Here is a 24,353-nt window from a genome sequence, read left to right as displayed (position 1 = left end):
CCGATGAAAATCCTGCTGCTCGGTGCGTCGGGCTATGTGGGCGGAGCCCTGTGGAAGAGCCTTTCGGCCCGCCACACCGTGGTGGGTACCTGCGCGCAACGGGCCGTGCCCGGTCTGGTGACGGTGGATCTGCGCGACGAGGCGGCGCTCTGCGCACTGCTGGATCAGGGCTTCGACCTGGTGATTCACGCCGCCGGCCTGGTCGACCTCGCCGCCGCCGAGGCGCAGCCCGCGCTCGCCCACGCGCTCAACGTCCGCTCCGTGCAGGTGCTGCTCGCGGCGGTCCGGGACACCGGGACCAAGATCCTCCTGCTGTCCAGTGACAACGTCTTCGACGGCACGGGGGAGGTGTACACCGAGGAGGACCCGCGCTCGCCCGTGAACGTCTACGGGCGGACCAAGTGCGCGGCGGAGGACGCGCTGCTGGGCCCGGGCGGTCACCTGGTGGTGCGCATTCCCCTGGTCTACGGCCGCAGCCCCTGGGCGGACAGGTTCATGGCGCGCTTTGCGGGCCCCGTCACCCGGGCACAGACGGACGTGGTCTGCGCCCCGGTGTATTTGCCGAGCCTCGCGCCGGCCTTGGCGGAACTCTGGGACCGCCAGGGGCTGTTGCACTTTGCCGGCACCGAGGTGGTGACCCGCTTCGAGCTGATGTCGAGAGTCGCCGAGGCGCTGCGACTTCCCACCCGGGTCGTACCCGTCCGGAACGACGACGTTTTCACCTCGCCGCGCCGCCCCAAGCGGCTGGTATTGCGCAGTGTGCATCACGATTTCCTGGGTCCTGACGTGGCGGCGGCGCTCGCCGACCTGGCGAGCGACAGCACGGAAGAAACAACCTGAGCCCCCGGGCGAAATCGCTGTGTGTGCCGACCCGACTGTGCGGGACTTCCTGAACAGCTCGTTCCGTGGCGGGAGACGACCAACGCTAGGGCCTCCACCGGCGGTTATGCCCGGTGCGGAGGGGAATGCCGGGGCGCCCGCCCGGTTGATTGCGGTGCGGTGCCGGGCAATTTCGTGGTCACGACGGACCGGTGTACGGGGTGACCGAAGCATTAGCCCCAGCTGGTTGATTCGCGGCCGGGCGCTGCCTTCAATGAGGGCTCATTGAGCCATGGGTGGCTGAAACCTTGTGCCGCCACTTCGCACATCACGGGGGGCCGTTGTGCCGCATCCTTTTCCGTCTGCCGATTCCGCCGTGCGCACCGTGCCATTGCGCGCGGTCTTCTTCGATTTCGACGGCACCTTGTGGGATCCCGAGCCGCATATCTTTCATGCGTACGCGGAGGTGTTCCGCCGGCACGGCCAGGTGCTCACGGGAAGCACCTGGTCCACCGTGGTGGGCACGGTCGGCTTCGACCTGTGGACCGAACTGGAGCGGCTGACGGGCGGCTGCGTCGATCGGGAGGCGGCCGACGCCGTGGTCTCGCTCAGCACCGAGGAGCGGCTGGCGGGACTGGGATCGCGCCCGGGAGTACACCGGTGGCTGGCCGAGCTGGACCGCTCGGGACTGGCCCGGGCGCTGGTCAGCAACAGCCGCAGGCCCTGGATCGCCCGGTATCTCCGGCAGTGCGGCATCGACCGGGGCTGGCAGGCCATCCACAGCTCGGACGGGCGGCCCGACCGGGCCAAGCCGGCGCCGCACCTCTACCAGGAGGCGCTGGACCGGCTCGGGCTGCGGCCGGACGAGGCGATGGCGTTCGAGGACTCGCCCAGCGGCATCACCGCGGCCAAGAGAGCCGGCCTGCGGTGCGTCGCGGTGCCCAACGCGATGACCGCCGGCCTGGATCTGAGCGAGGCGGACCTGACCCTGGCGTCCTTCGCGCACATGGACCTTCCGCAGCTGCTGCATTCAATGGGGCTGCGGGCCGGGAGCGGGCCCCCGCCGCGGGGTTCCCGCGCGCGACGGGCGACGCGTGGTGCGGACTCCCCCGAGGCAGGCCGAAGTATTCCGGAACACAGGCAAGGAGCGTCGAGCATGACCGTGTTGCCGTCAGCGAACTCTTGCGGCGAGGACGTCGAGGACGTCCTGCACCACTACTACAACCCACCGCATCCCTTGAAGGCCGCCCGGGGCGAGGGGGTTTACCTCTGTGCGGACGACGGGACGCGGTATCTGGACTGCTCGTCGGGAACCTTCAACCTGACGCTCGGCTACTCCCACCCGGAGATCGTGGAGGCGGTCCGCGCACAGGCGGGCGAACTCATCCACGTCACCTCCAAGTTCCAGTCGGGTCCGGTGAACGAACTGGTCAGCCGGCTCGCGGAGATCGCACCGGACGGCCTGAGCCGGGTCCACCTGAAGTCGTCGAGCGGCTCGGACGCCAACGAGGGCGCCATCAAGATCGCTCAGCACCACACCGGGAATCCGGACATCGTCTCGCTGTTCCGCGCGCACCTCGGACAGACCATGGGGATGATCGGTGCCTCGGGCGCCGCGTTCCGCCGGGCTCCCTTCCCCTCCCAGATACCGGGCGTGGTGCACGTCCCCGACCCGTACTGTGCGCGGTGCTTCTACCGCCAGGAACGCGCCACCTGCGGTCTGTTGTGCGCGGAGCGCATCAACGACTTCATCGACTACGCCAGTTCCGGCCGGGTGGCGTGCGTGGTGGTGGAACCGATCTCCGGGAACGGGGGCAACGTGGTGGCCCCGGACGGCTACCTTCAGGCCCTGCGCGACCTGTGCGACGAACGCGGCATCCTGCTGGTGTTCGACGAGATCCAGACCGGCTTCGGGCGGACCGGCCACATGTTCGCCGCCGACACCTACGGCGTCACGCCCGACATGCTCACGTTCGGCAAGGGGCTGGGCGGCTCGGGCCTGCCGATCGCGGGGATCCTCGCCCAGGAGCGGCTGACCGGCCTGGAGGGGCACCACATCAGCTCCACCTTCGGCGCCAATGTGCTGGCGGCCGCCGCGGCGGTCAAGACGATCGAGATCCTCCGCCGCCCGGGGTTCCTGGAGAACGTGCGCGCCGTGGGCGCCCACGTCATGTCCCGTCTGCGGGAGCTGGCTCCCCAGGTCCCCTTCATGGGCGACGTACGGGGCGAGGGTCTGATGATCGGCGTCGAGATCGTCGACCGCGACGGAGCACCCGACCCCGCGCTCACCAACCACCTGGCCGAACGCGGCATGGCACACGGCCTGTTGCTGCGCACGTCCCTGTACGGCTTCGGCAACGTCGTCAAGGTCAGACCGCCGTTGATCATGACGAGGGAGGAGGCGGACGACATGTGCGACCGCCTGCGGCGACTGTTCCTGGACGCCTCATGAGGGACCTGATCCACGGCCTGGCCGCGCACATCCGCCACGTCGTCCGTGCCGACCGGGCCGGTGCCGGCGGCCGCTACGTGGACGGCACCACCGCCGGCGGAGACGCGGAATTCCCGGTCGACGTCATGGCCGAGGAAGCAGCCTGGGACTACCTCGTCGCGGCCGGCGTCCCGCTGGCCGTCTACACCGAGAGCTACGGGCTCCGCCGGATCGGCGCCCACCCGCGGCATGTCCTGGTGATCGACCCGATCGACGGCACCCGCGGGGCGGCGGCCGACATGGAGCCGGCGTGCGTGTCGATCGCCGCCGCGCGCTATACCGACGCCCCCACCATCGGGGACATCGACAGCGCGATGCTCATGGAGATCAAGACCGGTCACTGGATGTACGCCGACGACGCGCTGCCGGGCATCCACAGCAGCGGCTATCCGGGACGGCTGCCGTGCCTGGGGACCACCACGGATCCGGAGCGGATGTTCTGGACCCTGGAGTTCAACGGTCACCCGGCCCAGCTGATGGTGGGCGCCTACGGGCACCTGATCGACGCCTCGGCCAACCGCGGCGGCGTCTACGTCGTCAACAGCGCCTCCTTCTCCCTTTCCCGGATCATCACGGGTCAGATGGACGCCTACGTCGACATCGGCAACCGTCTGCTGCGCGACCACCCCGAGACGGAGGCCGCCTTCCGCACGGTGGGGCACGGAAGCATCCTGCATCTCTTCCCGTACGACATCGCGGCGTCGGTGTACCTGGCCGAGCGTGCCGGAGTCGTCATCACCGACGCCTACGGGGAGTCGCTGCACGACACCCTCCTGCTGGACATCAGCGCCGACAACCAGCGCTCCTGCATCGCCGCGTGCACGCCCGAACTCCACCAGTCCCTGCTGTCCGCCATCCACTGGTGAGCGCCGACGCCCGGAGGACACCATGAGCACCCACCAGCCCCGCACCACGCCGGGGCCCCCTTCCACCGCCGGCCCCGACGAGTGGCGCGCGATCCAGGAGGCCGCACAGCGACTCGGCCTCGACGTGGGCGAGGAGATCCTCGACGGTGGCTCGCCGGCCCGCGTCCACCGGGCGTGCACGGCCGACGGCACCGAGCTGGTCCTGAAGGTCCTGACCGCGGCGAGCGGCGCCGTCGACGGGCACGACCTGTCCTCCTTCCGCGGCAAACGCGAGCAGATCGCCCTCATCCGCCGAGCGGCACCGCAACTGGGCGCCCACTACCTGCCCGTACTGAACAGCATCGAGGGCAGCGGATGGGCCGCCTGCACCACGCCGTACTACCCGTCCCGGGATCTGGCCGCGTGCCTGCGGGAGGGGCCGGACGGAACGCGGCGGTTCTTCGCCCACCACGACGCCGTGGTGCACGGCATGTTCGTGCACGGCTACGCCACCCGCTCGGTCCCGGCCCCGGCCGACCACCTCCCCGAGGTCAACCTCGGGAGGTTCCTGCGCCGGCTCCCGGTGCTGGCACGCCGGCTGCCCGAGGTCGCCGCGGCCGACGAGCTGGTGATCAACGACCGGCGCTGCGTCGCGCCGGCCCGGCTGCTGCAGCACCTGTCGGACGAACACGGCGCCCTGCTGGGGCGGTTGGCCCCGCCCCGGCTGATGTTCCCCGCCCACGGCGACGCCAACGTCCGCAACATCCTGGTCGGACGGGCCGCCGGCACCGGGACTGACGACGGTCCGCAGGTCCACTCGGAGACGGCCGCGCGAGCCCACCCGGAGACGGATGCCCGGGCCCACCCGGAGACGGGCGCCCGGGCCCACCCGGTGACGGACGCGCCGCCCGACCCCGTGACGGACTACCGCATCATCGATCCGCGCGGCTCCGTGGACCACTGGGATCCCGTCTACGACCTGGCCAAGACCCTGTTCAGCCTCACCGTGTGGGATCCCGCCCTCCGACTGGGCTTGGCCATCGACGGTGCCACCGTGCACGGCACGCCGCGCTACCGGGTCGGGTTTCGCCGGCCCGTCTACCCGGGCTACCGCTCGGCGGCCCACGGCTTCCTGCCGTACCTGGAAAGCTCCGAGATATCCGGGCTGCTGGAGGGGGACCCCGGCTGGCGGCAGCGTCTGCTGCTCACTCACGATCTCCACGTCCTCGCGGAGGCCCCCTGCCGCCTGTCGGACCTCAAGCCGAAACCGGACGCCGAGGGCCGGTGCACGCCGCCCGAGGAACTCGCCCTGGGCCACTACCTGATGGGCACCCTCCTCCTGGACGACCTGTTCCGCCAGCTGACGGGACCGGCGGAACCGGACGTGGACCGGCACCTGGCACTGGTGACCGGCGGGCCCGGCCGGGAGACCGGCTCATGACCGGCCCGCCGGCCCCCCGGCACCCGCCGGCCGCCGCCGTACCCCGCCTGCGGGCCGCGGTGGTGGGACACCTGGAATGGACCACCATCGCGCGGGTGCGGCAGCTGCCGGCCCGCGGCGACATCGTCCACGCGGAGGTCCTCTGGGAGGGGCCGGCCGGCGGCGGAGCGGTGGCCGCCGTGCGACTCGCGGCCCTGGCCGGGGCGTGCACCTTCTTCACGGCGCTCGGCGACGACCAGGCGGCCGGTCGCTCCCGGGAGGTGCTCGGCCGGCTCGGCGTGGAGGTGGTGGCCGCCGTACGGGACCGGCCCACCCGGTCCGCCGTGAGCCTCGTCGACGCCTCCGGCGAGCGGACCACGACCACCCTGGGGGCACGGCTCCAGCCGGAAGAGGCGGACGACCTGCCCTGGGAAACCCTCCGCTCCTACGACACCGTCTACTTCACCGCCGGCGGAGCGGGGGCCCTGGCGCGGGCACGGCAGGCAGCGGTCCTCACCGCCACCAGCCGGGAGTTCCCCCTCCTCACCACCGCGGGGATCCCCGTGGACGCCATGGTGGGCAGCGCGGACGATCCCGCGGAGCGCTGCGACCCGACGGGCCTGCCCCGGCCACCGGGCCTGCTCGTCGTCACCGAGGGCGCGCAAGGAGGCGTGTACCGCGCACGGGACGCAACCGCCCGACGCTACCGGGCCGTCCGTCCTCCCCGCCCGGTGGTGGACTGCTACGGCGCGGGCGACAACTTCGCCGCCGCACTGGCCTTCGCACTGGGCACCGGCAGCGCTGCTGCCGAGGCCGTGACGTTCGCGGCGGCCACCGCGGCCCTGTGCGCGGCCACCCGCGGCCCCTACGCGGTGCCCCGGAACCCGGGCCCCACGGGGCCGCACCGATCCACCAACCGAGGAGCACCATGTGCACCACCCTCGTTCTCTGGGACATCGACCACACCCTGATGGTCAGCGGGCCGGCCGCCACGTCCGTGTACCCCCGGGCCTTCACCCTGCTGACCGGGCGTGCTCCCACCGCCACCGTGGAGACGGAAGGCCGCACCGAGCGCGCGATTCTGCAAGAGCTCCTCGCCCTCGAAGGGGTCACCGGCATCGCCCAGTCCGCGGCGGACCGGGCGATGGTGAGGTCCCTGCGGGCGGTCGCGAAGGAACTGCGCGACCACAGCCACGCCTTGCCCGGCGCCCGCGAAGCGCTCACCGCCCTGCGCGCCGAGCCCCGGGTGATCCAGTCCCTGCTGACCGGCAACCTGCTCCGGAACGCCGTCCGCAAGCTCCGCGCCGTCGCACTGCACGAATGCGTGGAGGTCGGGATCGGCGCCTACGGGTCCGACAGCGCCGTGCGCGCCGACCTGGTGGGCATCGCGCAGCAACGGGCGCGGCACCGCTGCGGAGCCGTCTTCGGACCGGACAACACGGTCGTGATCGGGGACACTGTCCGGGACGTGCAGGCCGCACGCGCCGGCGGAGCCCGGCCGATCGCCGTGGCGACGGGCACGTACACCCTCGCGGAACTACGGGCGGCCGGCGCCGAGTCGGTGCTCCCCGACCTGCGGGACACCGACGCCGTGCTCGCCGCGGTGCTGGGCGGTCCCCCGCCGGACGGCCCACAGCCGGAAGACCCGCGGCCGCGGGACCAGCAGGCCCCCGCGCCCACGGATGCCACGACCGACGCGGCCACCGGCCCCACCGGCCCCACCGACACCGGGAGACGGCCGTGACGGCGGCACGGAACCAGCAGACCGGCGGGCAGCCGGCACCGGAACCGGAGCCGGCACCCGAACCGGCACCGGCGCAGGAAGCGCAGCCGGTGCGGCCGCTCCCCCTGGTCTCCGTCGTCCTCCCCGCCCGCAACGCCGCCGCCACGCTCGGCCGGCAACTGGAGGCCCTCGCCGGCCAGGACTACACCGGGCCGTGGGAGGTCATCGTCGTCGACGACGGCTCGCAGGACGGCACCGGGGAGGTCGCCGCCGACTACCGGCCCCGGCTGCCCCGGCTGCACGTCGTCCGCACCCGGGGAACCGGGGGAGGGGGAGTCAACCGTGCCCGCAACACGGGCTGCCGGCACAGCACGGGCGACGTCCTGGTGTTCTGCGACGCCGATGACGTCGTCGCCCCCGGCTGGCTCACCGCGATGGAGGAGGCGCTGCGCCGGTCACCGGCGGTCGGCGGCGCCCTCGAACGCGTCTCCCTGAACGATCCGGTGGCGCTGGCCGCCCGCCCGCCCAAGCCGACCGCCTGTCTCGCCGATACCTTCGGATTCCTGCCCTACCCGCTCGGCGCCAACTGCGGTGCCCGACGGGAGGTCTGGGCGCTGCTCGGCGGCTTCGACGAGCGGTACCTGTACGGATCCGACGACGTCGAGTTCTTCTGGCGTGCGCAGCTCGCCGGCCGGGAACTGGCCTTCGTCCCGGACGCCGTCGTGCACTACCAACTGCGCTCGACCGTCCGGCAGATGGTGCGCCAGGCGTTCCGCTACGGCAGGTCCCACCCCATGCTCTTCCGCACCTTCGCCGCCCACGGCATGCCCCGCTCCTCCCTCCCGGGCCTCGCGCGCGAGTGGGGGTGGCTCCTGTGCCACGGGCTCCACCTCGTGGGCCGCACCGACCGCCGGGCCGCCTGGCTTTCCCGGGCCGCCCTGCGGTCCGGCCGGCTCGTCGGAAGCGTCCGGCATCGCGTGCTCTACCTGTAGGGCCGGCGCCCCGCCTCCCGCGCCCGGCCCTTCCGGCCTCGTCCACCACCCTCAGCGGAGTAGTGATGACCCGTACCCCCCGCGCCCTGACGACGGACTCCCGCGCGGCCCGGCCCGCTCCGGGGCCGGGGGAGGACGCACGCCCGGTCCTGGCCCTCGACATCGGCGGCACCAAGATCGCGGCGGCACTGGTGGACGCGGCGGCCCGGGTGTCGGCCCGTACGCAGATACCCACTCCCACCGGGAAGGACCCCGACGCGGCATGGTCCGCCGTGGCCGGCGCGGCCGCTGTCCCGCTGTCGCAGGCGGGCGCCCACTACGGCGGGGTGTGCGGCATCGCCGTCAGTTCCGCCGGGCCGCTCGACGTGGCCCGCGGCACCATCAGCCCCGTCATGATCCCGGTATGGCGGGACTTCCCGGTACGCGACCGGGCGGCCGCACTGGTACCGGGATGCCCCGTCACCCTCGTCGGCGACGGCATCTGCGCGGCCGTCGGCGAACACTGGGCAGGCGCCGGCCGCGGGGCCGACCACATGCTCGGCTGTGTCGTCTCCACCGGTGTCGGCGGCGGTCTCCTCCTCGACGGGCGTCCCTGGACGGGCCGTTCCGGCAACGCCGGGCATATCGGCCACACCGTCATCGACCTCGCCGGCCCGCCGTGCCCGTGCGGCAGCCGCGGCTGCCTGGAGCTCTACGCCAGTGGCACCGCCCTGGTCGCCTGGGCCCGCCGGGCCGGATGGCGCGGGCCCGGTTGGCAGTCCACGGCGCGCGACCTGAGCACCGCGGCCCGCGCCGGCGACCCGGTGGCCTCGGCCGCGTTCGAGCGCGCGGGCCGGGCCCTCGGCGCCGCGTTCGCCTCCGTGTGCGCGGTCTGCGATCTGGACCGGATCGTGATCGGCGGTGGCGTCGCACAGGCCGGCCGGGTGCTGTTCGAGGCCATCGAGGCCGGGATGGGGGAATTCGCCGGGCTGGCTTTCGTCCGTGGCGTATCCCTCCACCCGTCCGCTCTGGGCGCTGACGCCTGCCTGGTGGGCGCCGCGGCAACCCTCCTCGCCCCCGACCGTTACGCGCGACGGCCCCCGTCCGCCGCGGCCGACGGCGCCCCTGCCGCCCCGGCCCCCTGACCGGCGGTGCACCGGCGAGAAGGCACGGCAGGACCTTCTCCCCGCCGGTGCACCGCCTCCCCTTCTTCCCCGTACGCAGGCAGCCGGACCACCGAACCAAGGAGTTGCTCTTCATGTCTCTCGGCGGGGAACGGCGGCTGCGCGCCGCTCGGCTGGCGACCTTCGGCTATTTCGCGCTGAACGGATTCCTCCTGGGGATGTGGGTCGTCCACATCCCCGTCGTCGAGCACCGCACCGGGATCAGCCATGCCGTCCTCGGCTGGCTCCTTCTGCTGCTCGGCGGGGGAGCCTTCCTCGGCATGCAGGCCGCCGGGCCGCTCACCGATCGCCTCGGCCCCCGCACCGTCGTACCGTGCGGCGCCGCGCTGTGCAGCGCGGCGCTGATTCTGCCGGGGCTGGCCACCGGCGCCTGGACGCTGGGGGCGGCGCTGCTGGTGCTCGGCTTCGGCAACGGCTGCCTGGACGTCAGCATGAACGCGCACGCCGTCCAGGTCGAGCGCGGATGCCAACGCCCTGTGATGTCCGCCTTCCACGCCACCTTTTCCGTCGGCGGCGTGCTGGCCGCGCTGCTGGGTGCCCGCGCGCTCGGCTGGGGCTGGAGCCCCGTGGCGGCCCTCGGCGCCACGGCGGTCGTCGGCCTCGTGACCGCCGTACTGGCGGCCCCCGCGCTGCTCGGGCCCGAGCCTCCCCACACCGACGTAGGGCCGGCGGCCGCCGCGGGGACGCGCCGCCGCACACCACGGCGCATCTGGATGCTGGCCGCCCTGGCGCTGGTCCTGATGCTGTCCGAGGGCGTCGCCTACGACTGGAGCGTGCTGCACCTGCGGGACGTCCTCGACGCGCCCGCTTCCACTGCTGCCCTCGCCTACGGGGCTTTTGCGACCGCCATGACGGTCGGCCGCCTGCTCGCCGACCGCGTGGTCGCGCGCTGGGGTCCGGTGGCGGTCCTGCGGTACGGGGCGTCGACGGCCGCACTGGCCCTGACGGTGGTGGCGTTGTCCCGCTCGGTCCCGCTGGCCCTGCTCGGCTGGACCGTGTGCGGTGCCGGGCTGGCCGGATGTGTCCCGCAGCTCTTCAGCGCGGCGGGCCACGCCGACCGCGCCGCCACCGGCGCCAACGTCTCCCGCGTCGCCGGCCTCGGCTACCTCGGCATGCTCGCCGGGCCGGCCGTCATCGGGCAGCTGACCCGCTTCGCCCCGCTCAACCTCACGTTCTTCGTGCCGGTTGCGTGCTGCCTCCTCGCGGCGGGCACGGCCGGCATCCTGCGCGCCCACAGCACGGATTCGGATTCCGGCCGGCTCTAGGGGGTGTCTCCCCAACTGGTTCCGCCCCACGGAACGGTGCCGCTCTCCGTCACACCCCGTGACCGCCCGGGACCACGACGGGTGGGCGGCACGACCACGACACCGGGCCGCCCGTACCACGACACATGCGGTCTCCACCTCGCCGAACAGGGCGATCACTTACCGAAATCCGATCCGCGCCGCCGCATGTGCAACCTGCTTAAGCAAGCAAGCGTCTGACACACCGAGCGACAGAAGGTGAGCACCGGATGGACAGGCGCCGACGCGACACGATGGATCCGGGTCTCCCGCTGCGCGCCGAGCCGCCGCAGGACCGTGCGTCCGAGCAGGCCGCGTGGCCCTTCGTGGGACGTGCCGCCGAGCTGACCGCGCTGGAAGCGGTGGCCGGGGAAGTCCGCAACGGGGGGCTGCGGGTCGTACAGCTCGACGGGGACGCCGGCATCGGCAAGACGACCCTGTTGCACCACTGGCTCGACGGGCTCCCCGACTTCCTGGTGCTGCGGGCACACTGCCACGCGCTGGAGCGTGACTTCGCCTTCGGGACGGTCCGGCGGCTGCTGCGTTCGCTGCTGGCCGCCGACCCCGGCTTCGAGCACGGGCATCCGTTGAACGGCGATGCCGACTCGGTCGTGCGCATGCTCTGCCTGCCGGACCGCCCGCACCACGTGTCCGGCGCCCGCCCCGACGGGGCCGAGGCGATACGGAGCCTGACCCACCTCGCCTTCCGCCTCGCGCGTCGTCGGCCGCTGCTGCTGGCGATCGACGACGTGCAGTCGATCGACCCGCCGTCGCTGCGGTGGCTCGCGGGCCTGGTGCACCAGGCCGACGCCCACCCCGTGCTGCTGGCCGTCACCACGCGCACGGGCGAAAGGCCCGCGCCCGAGGCGTTGTTCAACGAGCTGGCCCACCCCTCGATATGCCGCACCATCCCCCTGAAGCCGCTGGCTCCGGGAAGCGTGGAACGCCTGGTCGCGGAGGTGTTCGACACCCGACCCGGAGATCCGTCCTTCGCCGCCGCCGCCCACGCCGCAACCGACGGTCACCCGCTCTTTCTGCGGGCGCTGCTGTGCGATGCCCGGCGCAGCGGCGTACGGCCGGACAGCAAGGGGCGCGAGAGCATCACGACCTTCGGCCTGCACACGCTGCACCGGGAGATCAGGGACCGGCTCTGCCAGGGGTCCGAGGACACCGCCGCACTCGCCCGTGGGCTGGCCATCCTGGGCGACCGCCGGCCGCCGGAGCTGCTGGCGGCCTACTGCGGCAAGGGCGAGGCCGTGATCCGGTGCGCGGCGGCGGAGCTGCACGCCCTCGGCCTGCTGCGCGCCGGCGACGACCTGTGCTTCACGCACCCCGTGGTCCGGGACACCGTGCGGGCCCAGTGGTCCCCCCAGGAGGTGGGGGAGGCCCATGCCCGGGCGGCCCGGGTGCTCCACCTGGGCGGGCGGCCCGACGAGGAGGTGGCCGCACACCTCCTGGCCGCCGGTCCGGTGCAGGGCGGCTGGGCGGTGAGCGTCCTGCGCCGGGCCGCCGAAGAGGCGGTGCGCAGGGGCGCCGCCGAGACCGCCGTGACGTATCTGCGCCACGCCGTGCATCAGCCGATCACGCCGGACGAACAGGCCCAGGTCCTCCTGCAACTCGCCACCGCCGCCAGCCACTACGACCCGACCCTCGCGGTGTCGTACGCGGCGGGGGCGCTGGAGGGGCTGAACGACGCCTCGCTCCGCACGAAGGCCGTCGGCGTGATCACGTACTCCTCCCTCCTGACCCGGGACCACCGCGGGCTTGCCGTGGGGCTGGCCGGCCTGACCGCCGAACTGTCCACGCAGGAGCATCCGGCGCCGAGCGCCCGCGAGCGGCGGCTGCGCAAGGAGGCACTGCGCTGGTGGCTGGAGTTCGAGCGGCCCTCGCTGCGGAGCGCGCCAGGACAGCCGAGCGTGCGGGTCGACGAGGAACTGACGGGCAGCACGCCGGGGGAACGACAACTGCTGGGCATCCGGGCGTTCGACGCGCTGCGGGCGGGCAAGCCGGCCGGGGAGGTCGTCGAGCTGGTCAACCGCGCCGGGGTCAATCTGCCCACGTTCTCCCTCGACCTGTTCCCGCTGCACTACTGCGTGGCCCGCTCCCTGCTCCATCTGGACCAGCTCGACCGGGCCGAGCAGTTCTGCGGAAACCTGCTGCGGGAGACCCGGGCCCGGCGCCTCGACCTGCTGTCCTCGTCCCTGCTCGTCTACAAGGCGAGCATCCTGTGGGCGCGGGGGGACATCGGGGAGGCGGCCGCCACGGCCGGTGCCGCGGCCGAGGGGCCGTGGCCGAAGGGCGAGCCACCGTTCTGGCTGTCGTTGGAAGCCATCAGAATCGACACCCTGGTGGAGCAGGGCGATCTTGAGACGGCCGAGACCCTCGCCGCCCGGCACGCCGGCACCGACCCGGCCGACGTCTCCTGGGAATGGAGCCGCTTCCTGATGAGCCTGTCGGCGCTGCGCACCGCGCGGGGCGACCTCTACGGCGGGCTGTCGCTCCTGCGGGAGTGCGGTCACCACCTCGCGACGTCCGGCGCCCTCAGCCCGGTGATCGCCCCCTGGCGGTCCCGTGCCGCCGTCCTCCAGCTGGCGCTGGGCCGTCGTCGCGACGCACACGCCCTCCTGGAGGAGGAGCTTGCGCTCGCGAGGCGCTGCGAGATCCCGCGCGCCCTGGGAGTGGCGCTGCTCGCCCAGGGCGCGATGACGGACGGGCCGCGAGGGCTCGCCCTGCTGGCCGAGGCCGTGAGCACGCTGGAGCGCACCCCCGCCCGTCTTGAGCTCGCCCGCGCCCTGCACGCTTACGGGCGCGCGCTGATGCAGCGCGACGACAGGGCCGGCGCGCGTACCGCCGTACGCCGCGGACTGGACATCGCCACCGCGTGCGGGGCCACTTCGCTCGCCCAGCGCCTGCAGAAGAGGTTGCACGACGCGGGCGGCCGGGCCACCACGCGCACGGCGCACCCCGGTGGCAATCTGACGGTCAGCGAGGAGAGGGTCACCGCGCTGGCCGCCCAGGGCTACAGCAACAAGCAGATCGCGCAACGCCTCTTCGTGTCCCTCCGGACCGTGGAGACCCACCTCACCCGTGCCTACCGGAAGCTGCACATCGCCGGGCGCTCCCAACTCGTCGCCGCGCTCGGCAACGCCGGCGGGAGCAGCTAGGGGGTGTCTCTTCGATCTCCGTGGATCAGCCTGCGGCGTCTGGTACCGCGCCTCGCGGCGTTGTCGCATCACCCACGGACACCCAGTCCGAGGGAGACGCTCCGCCTTGCGATGCACGGCACCAGACGCCGCAGGCTGATCCACGGAGATCGAAGAGACACCCCCTAGGGAGAGACACGTCCCGGCTCGGCGCGCAAGGATCCGGCGGAGGGACGTGAGCGCGAGCCGTTCCCCTGTGACGGCTCGAACCACTTCCTCCACCGGACCGCGGATTCCGGTGTACGGCCGCCCAGAGCTGCAAGCGGTCGGCGCGGGCAGGCCCACTCCTCGGTCACCGGTCTCGTGCGCGACGGGCTGTCGTGGGAAGCACGGCCTCCAACATGCCTGCGGAGAGGGCGTGTTCTCTGACGTCAGCCGGTGTCATGCGCGAAGCGTCCAATATATTGGCACCCTGTGGAGTACAGGGTCAAGTAGTCTTGTGTAGTGGCCAATCGGCTAGTACACAGTGGCTGACACAGGGGATGACGGGCGGGTCCGGCCGGGGGAGCGTGGGCATGGTGGCAGAAGCTGACCGAGGCAGCGAGCGGTCGCTGGCCGAGCGGCTGAACGCATTGTTCGCGAGGGTGCGGTGGACCGATGCCCATGGCCGGCAGCGGGAGTACTCCACTGCCGAAGTGGCCAAGGCGGTGACCGCCGATCCCTCGCACCCGGCGACGCTCTCGCGGAGTTATCTGGCCATGCTGCGCAACGGGTCGCACACCAACCCGACGCTGAGCGTCCTGGAGGGGCTTGCGAAGTTCTTCGACGACCACCGCGAGCCGGAGTCGCGGCCGATCACGGTCCAGTGCCTGGTCGCCCAAGAGGACCCCGAGGACGCGCTGTTGCGCGAACGGCTCGCCGGTCATCAGGTGTGGAAGATCGCGATGAGGGCGGGCGCGATGACGCCGGCGATGCGCGAGCAACTGCTCAAGATGATCGAGACATTCGATCAGGACGGGACCCCCGGCACCGGCGCCGGGGCGTGAGAAAGGACGTCGTGGCCGTACGCGAACGCGAACTCCGCCGCTCTTGCAAGCATCTGCTGCGGCAGCTCGACATTCAGCCCCCGCTGGAGGTGCGCGAGTTATGCCGCCGACTCGGTGAACTCCGGGGCAAACCCATACGGTTGATTCCCTGGGCGCTGCCGATACCCGGCCCGTTCGGGGTGTGGATGTCGCGGCCGCACGAGGAATGCATTTTCTACCAAGAGGAAACGACCCGCGTACATCAGGACCACATCATCCTGCACGAGATCGGCCACATCCTCGCCGACCACCAGGACGACGGCGGTTTCGAGGAGGAACTGCCGGACCTCGGTCCCGATTACCCCGGCGATGAGGTCCCCCGGGGATTTCGCCGCACCTGCTACACCGAGGACTATGAACGCGAGGCCGAACTGGTCGCGACCATCATCCAGGAGTGGGCGGTGGTCATCGACTACGCCACCCCACGCACCCCTGAGGATTCCGCGCTCGGCCCGCTCAGTTCCGCGCTGAACCCCCGCTGGGGGTGGACGTAATCTTCCAACAGCCAGTGACCCTCATGCTGATCGTCGGGGCGATATGGAAGATCGTCGACCTGACCCGCGCACCACGGGACCGGGTGCTGCGCCTTCTGGTCGCCTGCCTGCTCCTGCTGGCTTCCGGGCAAATCCTCAGCTTTCCCGATGTCCTCCTCGCGGTCGATTCCGCCACGGCGGTCGGCGTCGGAAAGATCGTGTTCAACGCGGTCCACATGTCCGGCCTCGGCGCGCTCATCCTGGTCTTCCTCTTCTCCATGCCCGGCCCGGACGCCGCCGGGCGGCGCCAGGTCCGGCTCCACGCGGGCCTGCTCGCCGGTGTCCTGACCGTCCTGGTCATCGACATGATCGCGACGCCGCCGGCGCTGCGCGGGCACACCTTGACCACGGCGGACATGACACAGCCGGCCATCGCCGCGTTCTACCTCATCGGCAACGCCTATTTCGTCTACGCCTATCTCACCCCGGCGCTCTGGGCGTTGCGCTATGCGCGCCTGGCGAACCGGCACCTGGCGGTCGGCCTGCGGGCCATGGCACTCGGCCTGTTCGTGCTGGCCCTCACCTCGGTCAATCGGGTCGTCTGGGTCTTTCTGCGCATCGACGATCCCGGCTCGCATCAGGCGTTCAACACGGTGAACTGGTCGATGAACGACTGGGCGCTGGGCATCGTCCTGCTCGGGTTGACCTATTCCGCGGGCATGCAAGTAGCCGCCCATCTGCGGTCAGTGGTCCATCACCGCCGTATGTACCGCGAGCTCACCCCGTTGTGGACCGCCCTTGCCGCGGCTTATCCGGAACTCGTCCTGAACGTCGAGCCGAGCGGTTCCAGGTGGCGTCGCTTCCGGTTCCGCCGTACCCACGAGCGGTTCTACCGCCGGCTCATCGAATGCCGCGACGGACTGGTGCGGCTGAGCCCCTATTTGGCACGCGTCGCCCCCGAGGCCGATCTCGCCCGCGGCCCGGCCGATCAACTCGCCCGGCACATCGCCGAGGCGCTCGCGCTGAAGCCGGCCACCGAGGATCCCGATACGGCCTTTTCCGCCACCCGCATCGCCTCCCCTTCCGGCAACGACCTGGGCGCCGAAGCCCGGGAACTCGTCGCCGTCTCCCGTGCCTATGCGAAAGGACATCGTGAACAAGGTACTGATCACCGCTGACCTGGTTCTCACCGGACGTGCTGACCAGGAGATCCGCGACGGCGCCGTCCTCGTCGACGCCGACGTGATCACCGCTGTCGGTACCGCGGCCGAGCTGGAGGCGACGGTGGATCCGGGCGTGCGGCGGCTGCGCTGCCCGGGGGCCACGGTGCTGCCCGGGCTGATCGACTGCCATGTCCACCTCGCCTTCGACGCGGGCCCCGACCCGGTGCGCGCGGTGACCCAGGCCGCCCCGGACGAGCTCGCCGCCGCCATGGCGGACCGCGCCGGACAGTTCCTGGCCGCCGGGGTGACGACCGTACGGGACCTCGGCGACCGCGACGACCTCACCATCGCGCTGCGCGCGGCCATCGCGTCCGGGAAGACGACCGGGCCGCGCATCCTCGCCGCGACCGCACCCCTGACCCTCCCCGGAGGGCACTGTGGATTTCTCGGCGGCGGGGTCACCACCGACGACGACATCCGCAAGCAGATCGCCCGCAACGCGGCGGCCGGAGCCGACCTGATCAAGGTGATGGCCTCCGGCGGCGCCCTCACCCCCGGGGGCCCGCGGATGTGGGAGTCGCAGTTCACCCGCGCTCAACTGCGCCTGATCGTCGAGGAGGCCGCCTGCCACGGCCTGGAGGTGGCGGCACACGCCCACGGCACCGCCGCCATCACCGACTGCGTCGAGGCCGGCGTCCGGACCCTTGAACACTGTTCCTGGCGCACCGCCGAGGGCGTCACCTACGATCCGGAGATCACCCGCCGCATCATCGAGAACGACATAGCCGTCTGCCGCTGTGTCTCCGGGGACTGGCAGCTGTTCCTCCAGCAACTCGGCCCCGACCGCGCCGAGTCGATGACCAGGGTGATCCGCGAGATGCGGGAGGCCGGTGTCCGGTTCATCGCCGGCACCGACGCCGGTGTGCCGGGAGCGCGGTTCGGCGACTACGTCGGCATGCTCGAATTCTTCGCCTCGCTCGGCTTCACCCGTGCCGAGATTCTCGATATGGCCACCGTCGACGCCGCCCGCGCCCTGGGGCTGACCGACACCGGCGCCCTCCGTCCCGGCCTGCGCGCCGACCTCCTCGTCGTCGACGGCAACCCGCTGCACGAGCTGGACGTCCTCCGCCGCGTCCGACACGTCTTCATGAACGGTCGCCAGGAGATCGTCTGAGGGGCCGCCCCGGCCCGCGGGCCGGGGCGTCGGCGCACCCCGTTCCGGCGGGGGCGGGCGAGCGCGCGGCGAGTGGACGACGACCACCCGGGATTCCGTACAACCTTCAACGGCATTGAGCGGTCTTCACCACACCATCACAGATGCTGGGGGAACGTTCATGTCGCACTCGCAACAGCAGCCCGCGTCCTTCGGTCAGCAGCTCCACTCCTTCGCTGTGCCGCCGGCCGGGCAACCGCCGCGGAAGGAGCGCGCCGCACTCAAGATCGCAGTGGGGGCGGTGTGCGCGTGCACCGTCCTCGGGCTCGGCGCGGCCGTCGGAGGCGACGGCGGTGGCGGCACGAAGCCCGGGGCGAAGCCGGCCCCCACGGTGGCGGTCACCTTCACCGCCAAGCCGGTCAGGGCCTCGGTGGGCAAGCCGGAGAAAGCCGCCGGAAAGGCGGCCGTCGCGGGGTCCGGCGCCACGATCGGCCAGGGCAGTCATCGGGTGGGGGAGGACATCGCCGCCGGTACGTACCGGACCGGCGGCCCCGCCGCGTCCGGCATACCCCGGTGCTCCTGGGCACGCGCGAAGGACTCCAGCGGTGCGAGGGGCAGCCTCATCGCCCACGGCACACTCCGGGGCCCGGCCCGCATCACCCTCACCAAGGGCGAGACGTTCGAGACCAGCGGCTGCCGGCGGTGGACGAAGGTGGGCTGACCGATCGCCCTGCCGGCGGGCCGTTCCAGGGGGTCGCCCGCCGGCCGGCGCGAATTGGACCGGCCGAAACCGTTCGGAACGGATTCCTCCGGATTTGCCCGTGGCGGGGTCATGTCGAGACGGAGCCGCCCACGAGATATCTTGATGTCGAGCAATGTTGCAGACGTGGAGCGGAGCACCCGGTGACTGACTCGACCATCATCTACACCCACACTGACGAGGCCCCGGCCCTGGCGACGTATTCGTTCTTGCCGGTGATCCAGGCATACGCGTCGACGGCCGGCGTCAGCGTGGAGACCCGTGACATCTCCCTGGCCGGGCGCATCATCGCGAGCTTCCCCGAGCACCTGGAGGAGGGCCAGCGGATCGACGACGCCCTCGCCGAGCTCGGTGAGCTGGCCAAGACTCCCGCGGCGAACATCATCAAGCTGCCGAACATCTCGGCCTCGATTCCGCAGCTCAAGGCGGCCATCGCCGAGCTCCAGGAGCAGGGCTACGCGCTCCCGGCCTACCCGGACGACCCGAAGACCGACGAGGAGCGGGACATCCGCGCCCGTTACGACAAGATCAAGGGCAGCGCCGTCAACCCGGTCCTGCGCGAGGGCAACTCCGACCGCCGCGCCCCCGCGTCGGTGAAGAACTACGCCAAGGCGCACCCGCACCGGATGGGCGCCTGGACGTCCGGTTCGAAGACGAACGTCGTGCACATGGACACCGACGACTTCCGCTCCACCGAGAAGTCCGCGGTCATCGCCGACGCCGGCTCCCTGCGCATCGAGCTGTCCGGGGACGACGGCAGCACCACCGTGCTGCGCGAGTCGGTACCGGTCCTCGCGGGCGAGGTCGTCGACGCGTCCGTGATGCGCGTGGCCGCGCTGCGCGAGTTCCTCACCGCGCAGGTCGCCCGCGCCAAGGCCGAGGGCGTGCTGTTCTCCGTGCACCTGAAGGCCACGATGATGAAGGTCTCCGACCCGATCATCTTCGGCCACGTGGTCCGCGCCTTCTTCCCGAAGACCTTCGCCCAGTACGGCGAGTCGCTCGCCGCCGCGGGCCTGACCCCGAACGACGGCCTCGGCGGCATCTACAAGGGCCTGGAGTCGCTGCCCAACGGTGCCGAGATCAAGGCGTCCTTCGACGCCGAGCTCACCGAGGGCCCGGAGCTCGCCATGGTCGACTCCGACCGCGGCATCACCAACCTGCACGTGCCGAGCGATGTCATCGTCGACGCCTCCATGCCGGCCATGATCCGCACCTCCGGCCACATGTGGGGCCCGGACGGCGAGGAGGCCGACACCCTCGCGGTGCTCCCCGACAGCAGCTACGCCGGTATCTACCAGGTCGTCATCGACGACTGCCGTGCCAACGGCGCCTACGACCCGTCGACGATGGGCTCGGTGCCGAACGTCGGCCTGATGGCGCAGAAGGCCGAGGAGTACGGCAGCCACGACAAGACCTTCGAGATCCCCACCACGGGCACCGTGCGGGTCCTCGACGCGGCCGGCAACGTCGTGCTGGAGCAGGCCGTGGGCGCCGGCGACATCTTCCGTATGTGCCAGACCAAGGACCTGCCGATCCGCGACTGGGTCAAGCTCGCCGTCACCCGCGCCCGGGCGACCGGCGACCCGGCGGTGTTCTGGCTCGACGAGGAGCGCGCCCACGACGCGCAGCTGATCAAGAAGGTCAAGGCCTACCTCCCCGAGCACGACACGGACGGCCTGCAGATCGAGATCATGGCGCCGGTCCACGCGATCAAGTTCTCCCTCGACCGCATCCGCCGCGGCGAGAACACGATCTCGGTCACCGGCAACGTGCTGCGTGACTACCTGACCGACCTGTTCCCGATCCTGGAGCTGGGCACCAGCGCCAAGATGCTCTCCGTCGTCCCGCTGATGAACGGCGGCGGACTGTTCGAGACCGGTGCCGGCGGCTCCGCGCCGAAGCACGTCCAGCAGCTGGTCAAGGAGAACTACCTGCGCTGGGACAGCCTGGGTGAGTTCCTCGCGCTCGCGGTCAGCTTCGAGCACCTCGCGCAGAAGACGGGCAACGCGCGCGCCCAGGTGCTCGCCGACACCCTCGACCGCGCCACCGGCACCTTCCTCAACGAGAACAAGTCGCCCAGCCGCAAGCTCGGCGGCATCGACAACCGCGGCAGCCACTTCTACCTCGCGCTCTACTGGGCGCAGGAGCTGGCCAAGCAGACCGAGGACGCCCAGCTCGCGGAGGCGTTCGCGGCGCTCGCCAAGACGCTTACCGAGCAGGAGCAGGCCATCGTCGACGAGCTGATCGCCGTGCAGGGCTCGCCGGCCGACATCGGCGGCTACTACCAGCCCGTCGTCGCGAAGGCCTCGGCGGTCATGCGCCCGTCGGCCACCCTCAACCAGGCCCTCGCGACCCTCAGCTGACGCGCAGCCGCGGAAGCCCCTTCCGCCCCGGCCGGCACCCGCCGGCCGGGGCGGTTCCGTTTTTCCGTCCGGGTCCGGCACACGGGCGCTCCCGGCGAAGCGGTGGAGCGGCCGGCGCCGCGGGCGGCGGACCGCCCCCGCCGCTCCTCAGCCCACCAGGTCCAGCACCGGCCGCAGGCCGTCCGGGCGCCCGTCCGCCGGCAGGCGCTCCACCGGCAGGAAGGCGCAGCCCACCGCCGTCGCGCCGCCGTCCGCCGTACGGTCGTCACCCACCATCAGGACCGTGGACGGGGCGAGCCCCAACTCCCGGCAGGCGAGGGCGAAGAGCTGTGGATCGGGCTTCTGGAGGCCGTGCTCGCAGGACAGCACGCAGGTGTCGACATAGCGGTCCAGGCCGTGGGCGCGCAGCACCGGCCGCAGGTCCCAGCCGATGTTGCTGAGGACGCCGATCCGGATGCCGCGCCGGTGCAGCTCCGCCAGTACCTCGGCGGCGTCCGGGTAGGGCCGCCAGGCCTCCGCGGTCTTGTGGCGCTCATAGAGCGCGTCGTACAACTCCGGTGCGGGCAGCGGTACTTGGCGGGCCAGTCCGGTGTACACCGCGCGGTGGAGGCGGGCGTCGCGGTCGCGGATCTCCCACTGCCCGGCCAGATCGGCAGGGATCTCGACGGGCGGGGCGCCGCCGGGCAGCGCACCGGCCCGTTCCAGTGCGGCCGCCCGCCGGGCGAGCTCGGCCTCGTCCATGGCCGTGCCGGACGCGGTCAGCGCCGCGCGCAGCCAGGACTCGGCGGGCTCGATGTGCAGCAGGGTCCCGGAGAAGTCGAAGAGCACACCTGTGATCGTCGTCATGACCGCCATCCTGTCTCCTGCGCGCAGCCGGGTCGATCCCACCTGGCCGGATACGCGTGGTACGCCGCCACCGACCCCGCCACCAGGGCGCCGCCCAGCAGCCAGCCGCCGACGACATCCGACGGCCAGTGCACCCCCAGGAACACCCGGGTGAAGCCGACGCCGACGACCGAGACCGCCACCACCGCCCGGGCCGCCCACCGCCACCGCCGCGACACCCCGTGCAGCCGCAGCAGCCACAGCACCAGGGCGCCCGCGACCAGCGCGGACAGTGCGTGCCCCGAGGGGAAGGCGGCATAGCCCGCGGAGTCCACCGGGTCCGGCCAGACCGGGCGTTCCCTGCCGACCAGCGCCTTCACCGCCTGCTGGACGCCGGTACCCAGCAGCGAGGTGGCGGCCACCCAGGCGGCGAGCAGCCGTTCCCCGCGCCGCAGCAGCAGCCAGACCGCCGCCGCCAGCACCGCCCGCATCGTCCACGGGTCCCACACCCAGTCGCTGAGCACCCGGTTGCGGTGGGTCCAGCCGGGCTCGGCGACGGCCGTCCGGTGCAGCGCCCCGGCCAGGTCCGTGTCCAGGGAGATCAGCGGGCTCCAGCGGAGCACGACGAGGGTGAGCAGCAGGCCGAAGAGGACCGTGCACAGCAGGGCGGCGGCGACGGCGGGGCGCGGCGGGGCGGACGCGGCGCGGCGTTCGCCGTCCACGGCGGAAATCCGGGCGGCGGGAGGCGGCGTGGTGGGCATGGGACGATCCTCGCCCACGCCGGGCGCCCGGGGCGAGGGGCGGAGGGCCCGTCCGGTCATGGCCGGGCCCGCGCCCAGACCCGTCGGACCGGCCCTACGTCAGTGCGCGCAGCCCGGGAATGAAGGTCACCAGCAGCGGTACCGCCGGCACCAGCGCGGCCACCGCCGTCATCCGCAGCCGTCGGCCGGGGGTGAAACGGGGTGCGGGGGACAGCAGCCGGTCCACCCGCTCCGGCACCTGGGCCAGTTGGGCCGGGCACGGGCCGAACACCCCGCGGTCCTCGTTGAGCTCGACCAGCGCCAGCGCGATCGTCAGCCGGCCGAAGCGGCGCGAGGCCACATCGTCGGCGGCCAGCTCGACCAGCCGGTGCACCTGATCGCGGAACGCGGCGAAGACCGGGATCTGCGGGAATCCGACGGCCAGCGCCGAGGCGCAGTGCAGCAGGAGGTCGTGCCGGGCCCGCGCATGGCCCTGCTCGTGTGCGATCAGCGCATCGAGCTGACGGTCCTTCAGGCGCCGCAACGCCGAGGTGGTGATGACCAGTTGGGGTGAGGAGTGCGGCAACCACCAGGCCTCCGGGCGGTCGCCCTCCAGGACGACCAGGCGCTCCCCGGCCGGCTCCTCACCGGGCAGCAGCGGCGAGCGGCGCAGGAGTTCGGCGCGGCGCTGCCGGCGGCGGGCGCGCGCCGCCCGCACCTCGCGGGTCAGGGTGACGGCGGTCCAGGCGCCCCCGCCCGCCAGCAGGAGGGCCAGCGCCCCGGCCCAGGGCCCGTACCCCTGGAGCGCATACGCCTCGACGACCACATGCGGGGCGAATCCGAACACCGGGCTGCGCACGGCCTCCCAGGCGGCGGCCGCGCTCAGCGACATCGCGAGCAGGCAGCACAGCAGGACACCGGCGACGACGCACTGCCACACCCACAGGGCGAGCACCGGCTCACGGTCGGGCCAGTCGGAACGGGCCATCAGCCGCGGCGCCATTGCCGCGGCCAGCACGCCGAGAATCATCAGCGCGAGGGGGACCATCATGGCGTCAGCCTATGAGCGGGCGCCTACCCGTTGGTACGGGCGCGGGCCGGAAGTGACGTATGCCACCCGCGCAACGGGTGTGAACCGCGGACCGGGCGTGCGGGCGGCGCACCACGGGGCGGCAGGCATCGCCGCAGTTCACAGCGCCAGCAGCATCGCCAGCATGCCGATCCCCATCGCCACCCGGCAGGCCCGCAGCACCCCGGGCGGCCCGCCGTCCGCCGCCGGCCCGTCCGGCCCCGTGGTCACCGCCGCCGGCACCAGCCGGACGCCCGCCGCGATCACGTACACCGTGAAGTAGAGAAGCAACAGCCCGGTCAGCAACGGCACTCCGCCCGGCACCGGGTGCCCCATCGGGCTCATCCCGTCCGGGTGCCCGGCAGGGCCCCACTGCCCGGCGGGCAGCGCCATCGCGAGCGCCATGTACGCCATGGCCCCCGCGCCCACCGCATGGTGCAGATGGCGCCGGGCCAGCGCCCACAGCCCCGCAACCCCGAACACCGCGGTGAACAGCCACGGCGACCACGCCAGGGGCGCCGCGGCGGACGCCGGCCACGCCATCGCCGCCATCCCCAGCGCCATCAGCCCCTCACCGCGCGCCGCACCCCGCTCGGCGGCCGGGACGGTACGCGACCGCACCAGGCAGTACGCGCCGGCCGCGGCACACAGCAGCACCAGCGGCCAGCCGACCCACGGTGGTCCGTGCACCGAGCACCTCCCCTTGGACCCGTACGCAACGGGGGCAGGATTCCCGCCCGGTGACCCGCACACGGGAGCGCACGGACGCACGGGGGGCGCGGGTGCGGGGGCCCGACGGCTCCGGGCAGGCGGCTCCGGGCACGACGACTCCAGGCCCGGCGG

Annotated in this window: 20 protein-coding genes; 16 read left to right on the top strand and 4 right to left on the bottom strand. The window is 72.5% G+C overall.

Translation table 11 applies throughout. The features are described from left to right. Positions 1–3: 3 nt before the first annotated feature. The 16 genes from EST54_RS03595 to EST54_RS03520 all read left to right on the top strand — a co-directional run bounded on the left by EST54_RS03595 (position 4) and on the right by EST54_RS03520 (position 20,876). The gene (locus EST54_RS03595; protein WP_129244914.1) at positions 4–840 is read left to right on the top strand and encodes an SDR family oxidoreductase; all 837 of its coding nucleotides are present in this window, start codon (positions 4–6) and stop codon (positions 838–840) included. Between the two features lie 355 nt (positions 841–1,195). Continuing rightward, positions 1,196–3,271, top strand: coding sequence for an aminotransferase class III-fold pyridoxal phosphate-dependent enzyme (locus tag EST54_RS03590; protein WP_161989250.1), 2,076 nt, complete (start codon positions 1,196–1,198; stop codon positions 3,269–3,271). Beyond that, positions 3,268–4,176 (top strand): inositol monophosphatase family protein, encoded by a 909-nt coding sequence (locus EST54_RS03585; protein WP_129244912.1) that lies wholly within the window; start codon positions 3,268–3,270, stop codon positions 4,174–4,176. Before EST54_RS03590 ends, EST54_RS03585 begins: the two co-directional genes overlap by 4 nt. A 22-nt stretch (positions 4,177–4,198) precedes the next feature. Beyond that, positions 4,199–5,596: a hypothetical protein gene (locus EST54_RS03580; protein WP_129244911.1), complete on the top strand. Its 1,398-nt coding sequence runs from the start codon at positions 4,199–4,201 to the stop codon at positions 5,594–5,596. Further along, positions 5,593–6,546, top strand: coding sequence for a PfkB family carbohydrate kinase (locus EST54_RS03575; protein WP_129244910.1), 954 nt, complete (start codon positions 5,593–5,595; stop codon positions 6,544–6,546). Before EST54_RS03580 ends, EST54_RS03575 begins: the two co-directional genes overlap by 4 nt. Then, complete coding sequence (locus EST54_RS03570; RefSeq protein WP_129244909.1) at positions 6,504–7,319, top strand: HAD family hydrolase; 816 nt, start codon at positions 6,504–6,506, stop codon at positions 7,317–7,319. The genes EST54_RS03575 and EST54_RS03570 overlap by 43 nt, the downstream gene beginning before the upstream one ends. After that, positions 7,316–8,290, top strand: a complete 975-nt coding sequence (locus EST54_RS03565) for a glycosyltransferase (protein WP_129244908.1) — start codon at positions 7,316–7,318, stop codon at positions 8,288–8,290. The genes EST54_RS03570 and EST54_RS03565 overlap by 4 nt, the downstream gene beginning before the upstream one ends. Positions 8,291–8,355: 65 nt before the next feature. Next, entirely contained in the window at positions 8,356–9,414 is a 1,059-nt protein-coding gene (locus EST54_RS03560; protein WP_129244906.1) for an ROK family protein, read from the top strand. A gap of 113 nt (positions 9,415–9,527) precedes the next feature. Further along, positions 9,528–10,718, top strand: a complete 1,191-nt coding sequence (locus EST54_RS03555) for an MFS transporter (RefSeq protein WP_129244904.1) — start codon at positions 9,528–9,530, stop codon at positions 10,716–10,718. A gap of 248 nt (positions 10,719–10,966) precedes the next feature. After that, positions 10,967–13,900 carry a helix-turn-helix transcriptional regulator gene (locus EST54_RS03550; protein ID WP_129244903.1) on the top strand — a complete coding sequence of 978 codons (2,934 nt, stop codon included), beginning with the start codon at positions 10,967–10,969 and terminating at the stop codon, positions 13,898–13,900. 554 nt (positions 13,901–14,454) lie between these two features. Beyond that, positions 14,455–14,925: a hypothetical protein gene (locus tag EST54_RS03545; RefSeq protein WP_239013636.1), complete on the top strand. Its 471-nt coding sequence runs from the start codon at positions 14,455–14,457 to the stop codon at positions 14,923–14,925. 11 nt (positions 14,926–14,936) lie between these two features. After that, positions 14,937–15,458 carry a hypothetical protein gene (locus EST54_RS03540; protein ID WP_129244901.1) on the top strand — a complete coding sequence of 174 codons (522 nt, stop codon included), beginning with the start codon at positions 14,937–14,939 and terminating at the stop codon, positions 15,456–15,458. Between the two features lie 23 nt (positions 15,459–15,481). Then, positions 15,482–16,615 carry an MAB_1171c family putative transporter gene (locus EST54_RS03535; protein WP_167511472.1) on the top strand — a complete coding sequence of 378 codons (1,134 nt, stop codon included), beginning with the start codon at positions 15,482–15,484 and terminating at the stop codon, positions 16,613–16,615. After that, a complete protein-coding gene (locus EST54_RS03530) occupies positions 16,590–17,774 on the top strand; it encodes an amidohydrolase family protein (protein ID WP_129244898.1) in 1,185 nt (394 codons plus the stop codon). Before EST54_RS03535 ends, EST54_RS03530 begins: the two co-directional genes overlap by 26 nt. A 160-nt stretch (positions 17,775–17,934) precedes the next feature. After that, entirely contained in the window at positions 17,935–18,474 is a 540-nt protein-coding gene (locus tag EST54_RS03525) for a hypothetical protein (RefSeq protein ID WP_129244896.1), read from the top strand. 182 nt (positions 18,475–18,656) lie between these two features. Further along, positions 18,657–20,876, top strand: a complete 2,220-nt coding sequence (locus tag EST54_RS03520) for an NADP-dependent isocitrate dehydrogenase (protein ID WP_129244894.1) — start codon at positions 18,657–18,659, stop codon at positions 20,874–20,876. Between the two features lie 147 nt (positions 20,877–21,023). On the opposite strand, the gene EST54_RS03515 is transcribed toward EST54_RS03520, so the two are convergent. The 4 genes from EST54_RS03515 to EST54_RS03500 form a co-directional block, all read right to left on the bottom strand. Further along, the gene (locus EST54_RS03515; RefSeq protein ID WP_129244892.1) at positions 21,024–21,731 is read right to left on the bottom strand and encodes an HAD family hydrolase; all 708 of its coding nucleotides are present in this window, start codon (positions 21,729–21,731) and stop codon (positions 21,024–21,026) included. Beyond that, positions 21,719–22,462 (bottom strand): phosphatase PAP2 family protein, encoded by a 744-nt coding sequence (locus EST54_RS03510; RefSeq protein ID WP_129244890.1) that lies wholly within the window; start codon positions 22,460–22,462, stop codon positions 21,719–21,721. The genes EST54_RS03515 and EST54_RS03510 overlap by 13 nt, the downstream gene beginning before the upstream one ends. A gap of 94 nt (positions 22,463–22,556) precedes the next feature. Then, positions 22,557–23,492, bottom strand: coding sequence for a M56 family metallopeptidase (locus tag EST54_RS03505; protein WP_129244888.1), 936 nt, complete (start codon positions 23,490–23,492; stop codon positions 22,557–22,559). A gap of 138 nt (positions 23,493–23,630) precedes the next feature. Beyond that, positions 23,631–24,200, bottom strand: a complete 570-nt coding sequence (locus EST54_RS03500) for a DUF5134 domain-containing protein (protein WP_129244886.1) — start codon at positions 24,198–24,200, stop codon at positions 23,631–23,633. Positions 24,201–24,353: the final 153 nt, after the last annotated feature.

Origin of the sequence: Streptomyces sioyaensis (assembly GCF_004122735.1) — a bacterium.
Lineage (GTDB): Bacteria > Actinomycetota > Actinomycetes > Streptomycetales > Streptomycetaceae > Streptomyces > Streptomyces sioyaensis.
Note: the sequence above shows the minus strand (reverse complement) of the source record. Positions and strands in the feature narration are given on the sequence as shown.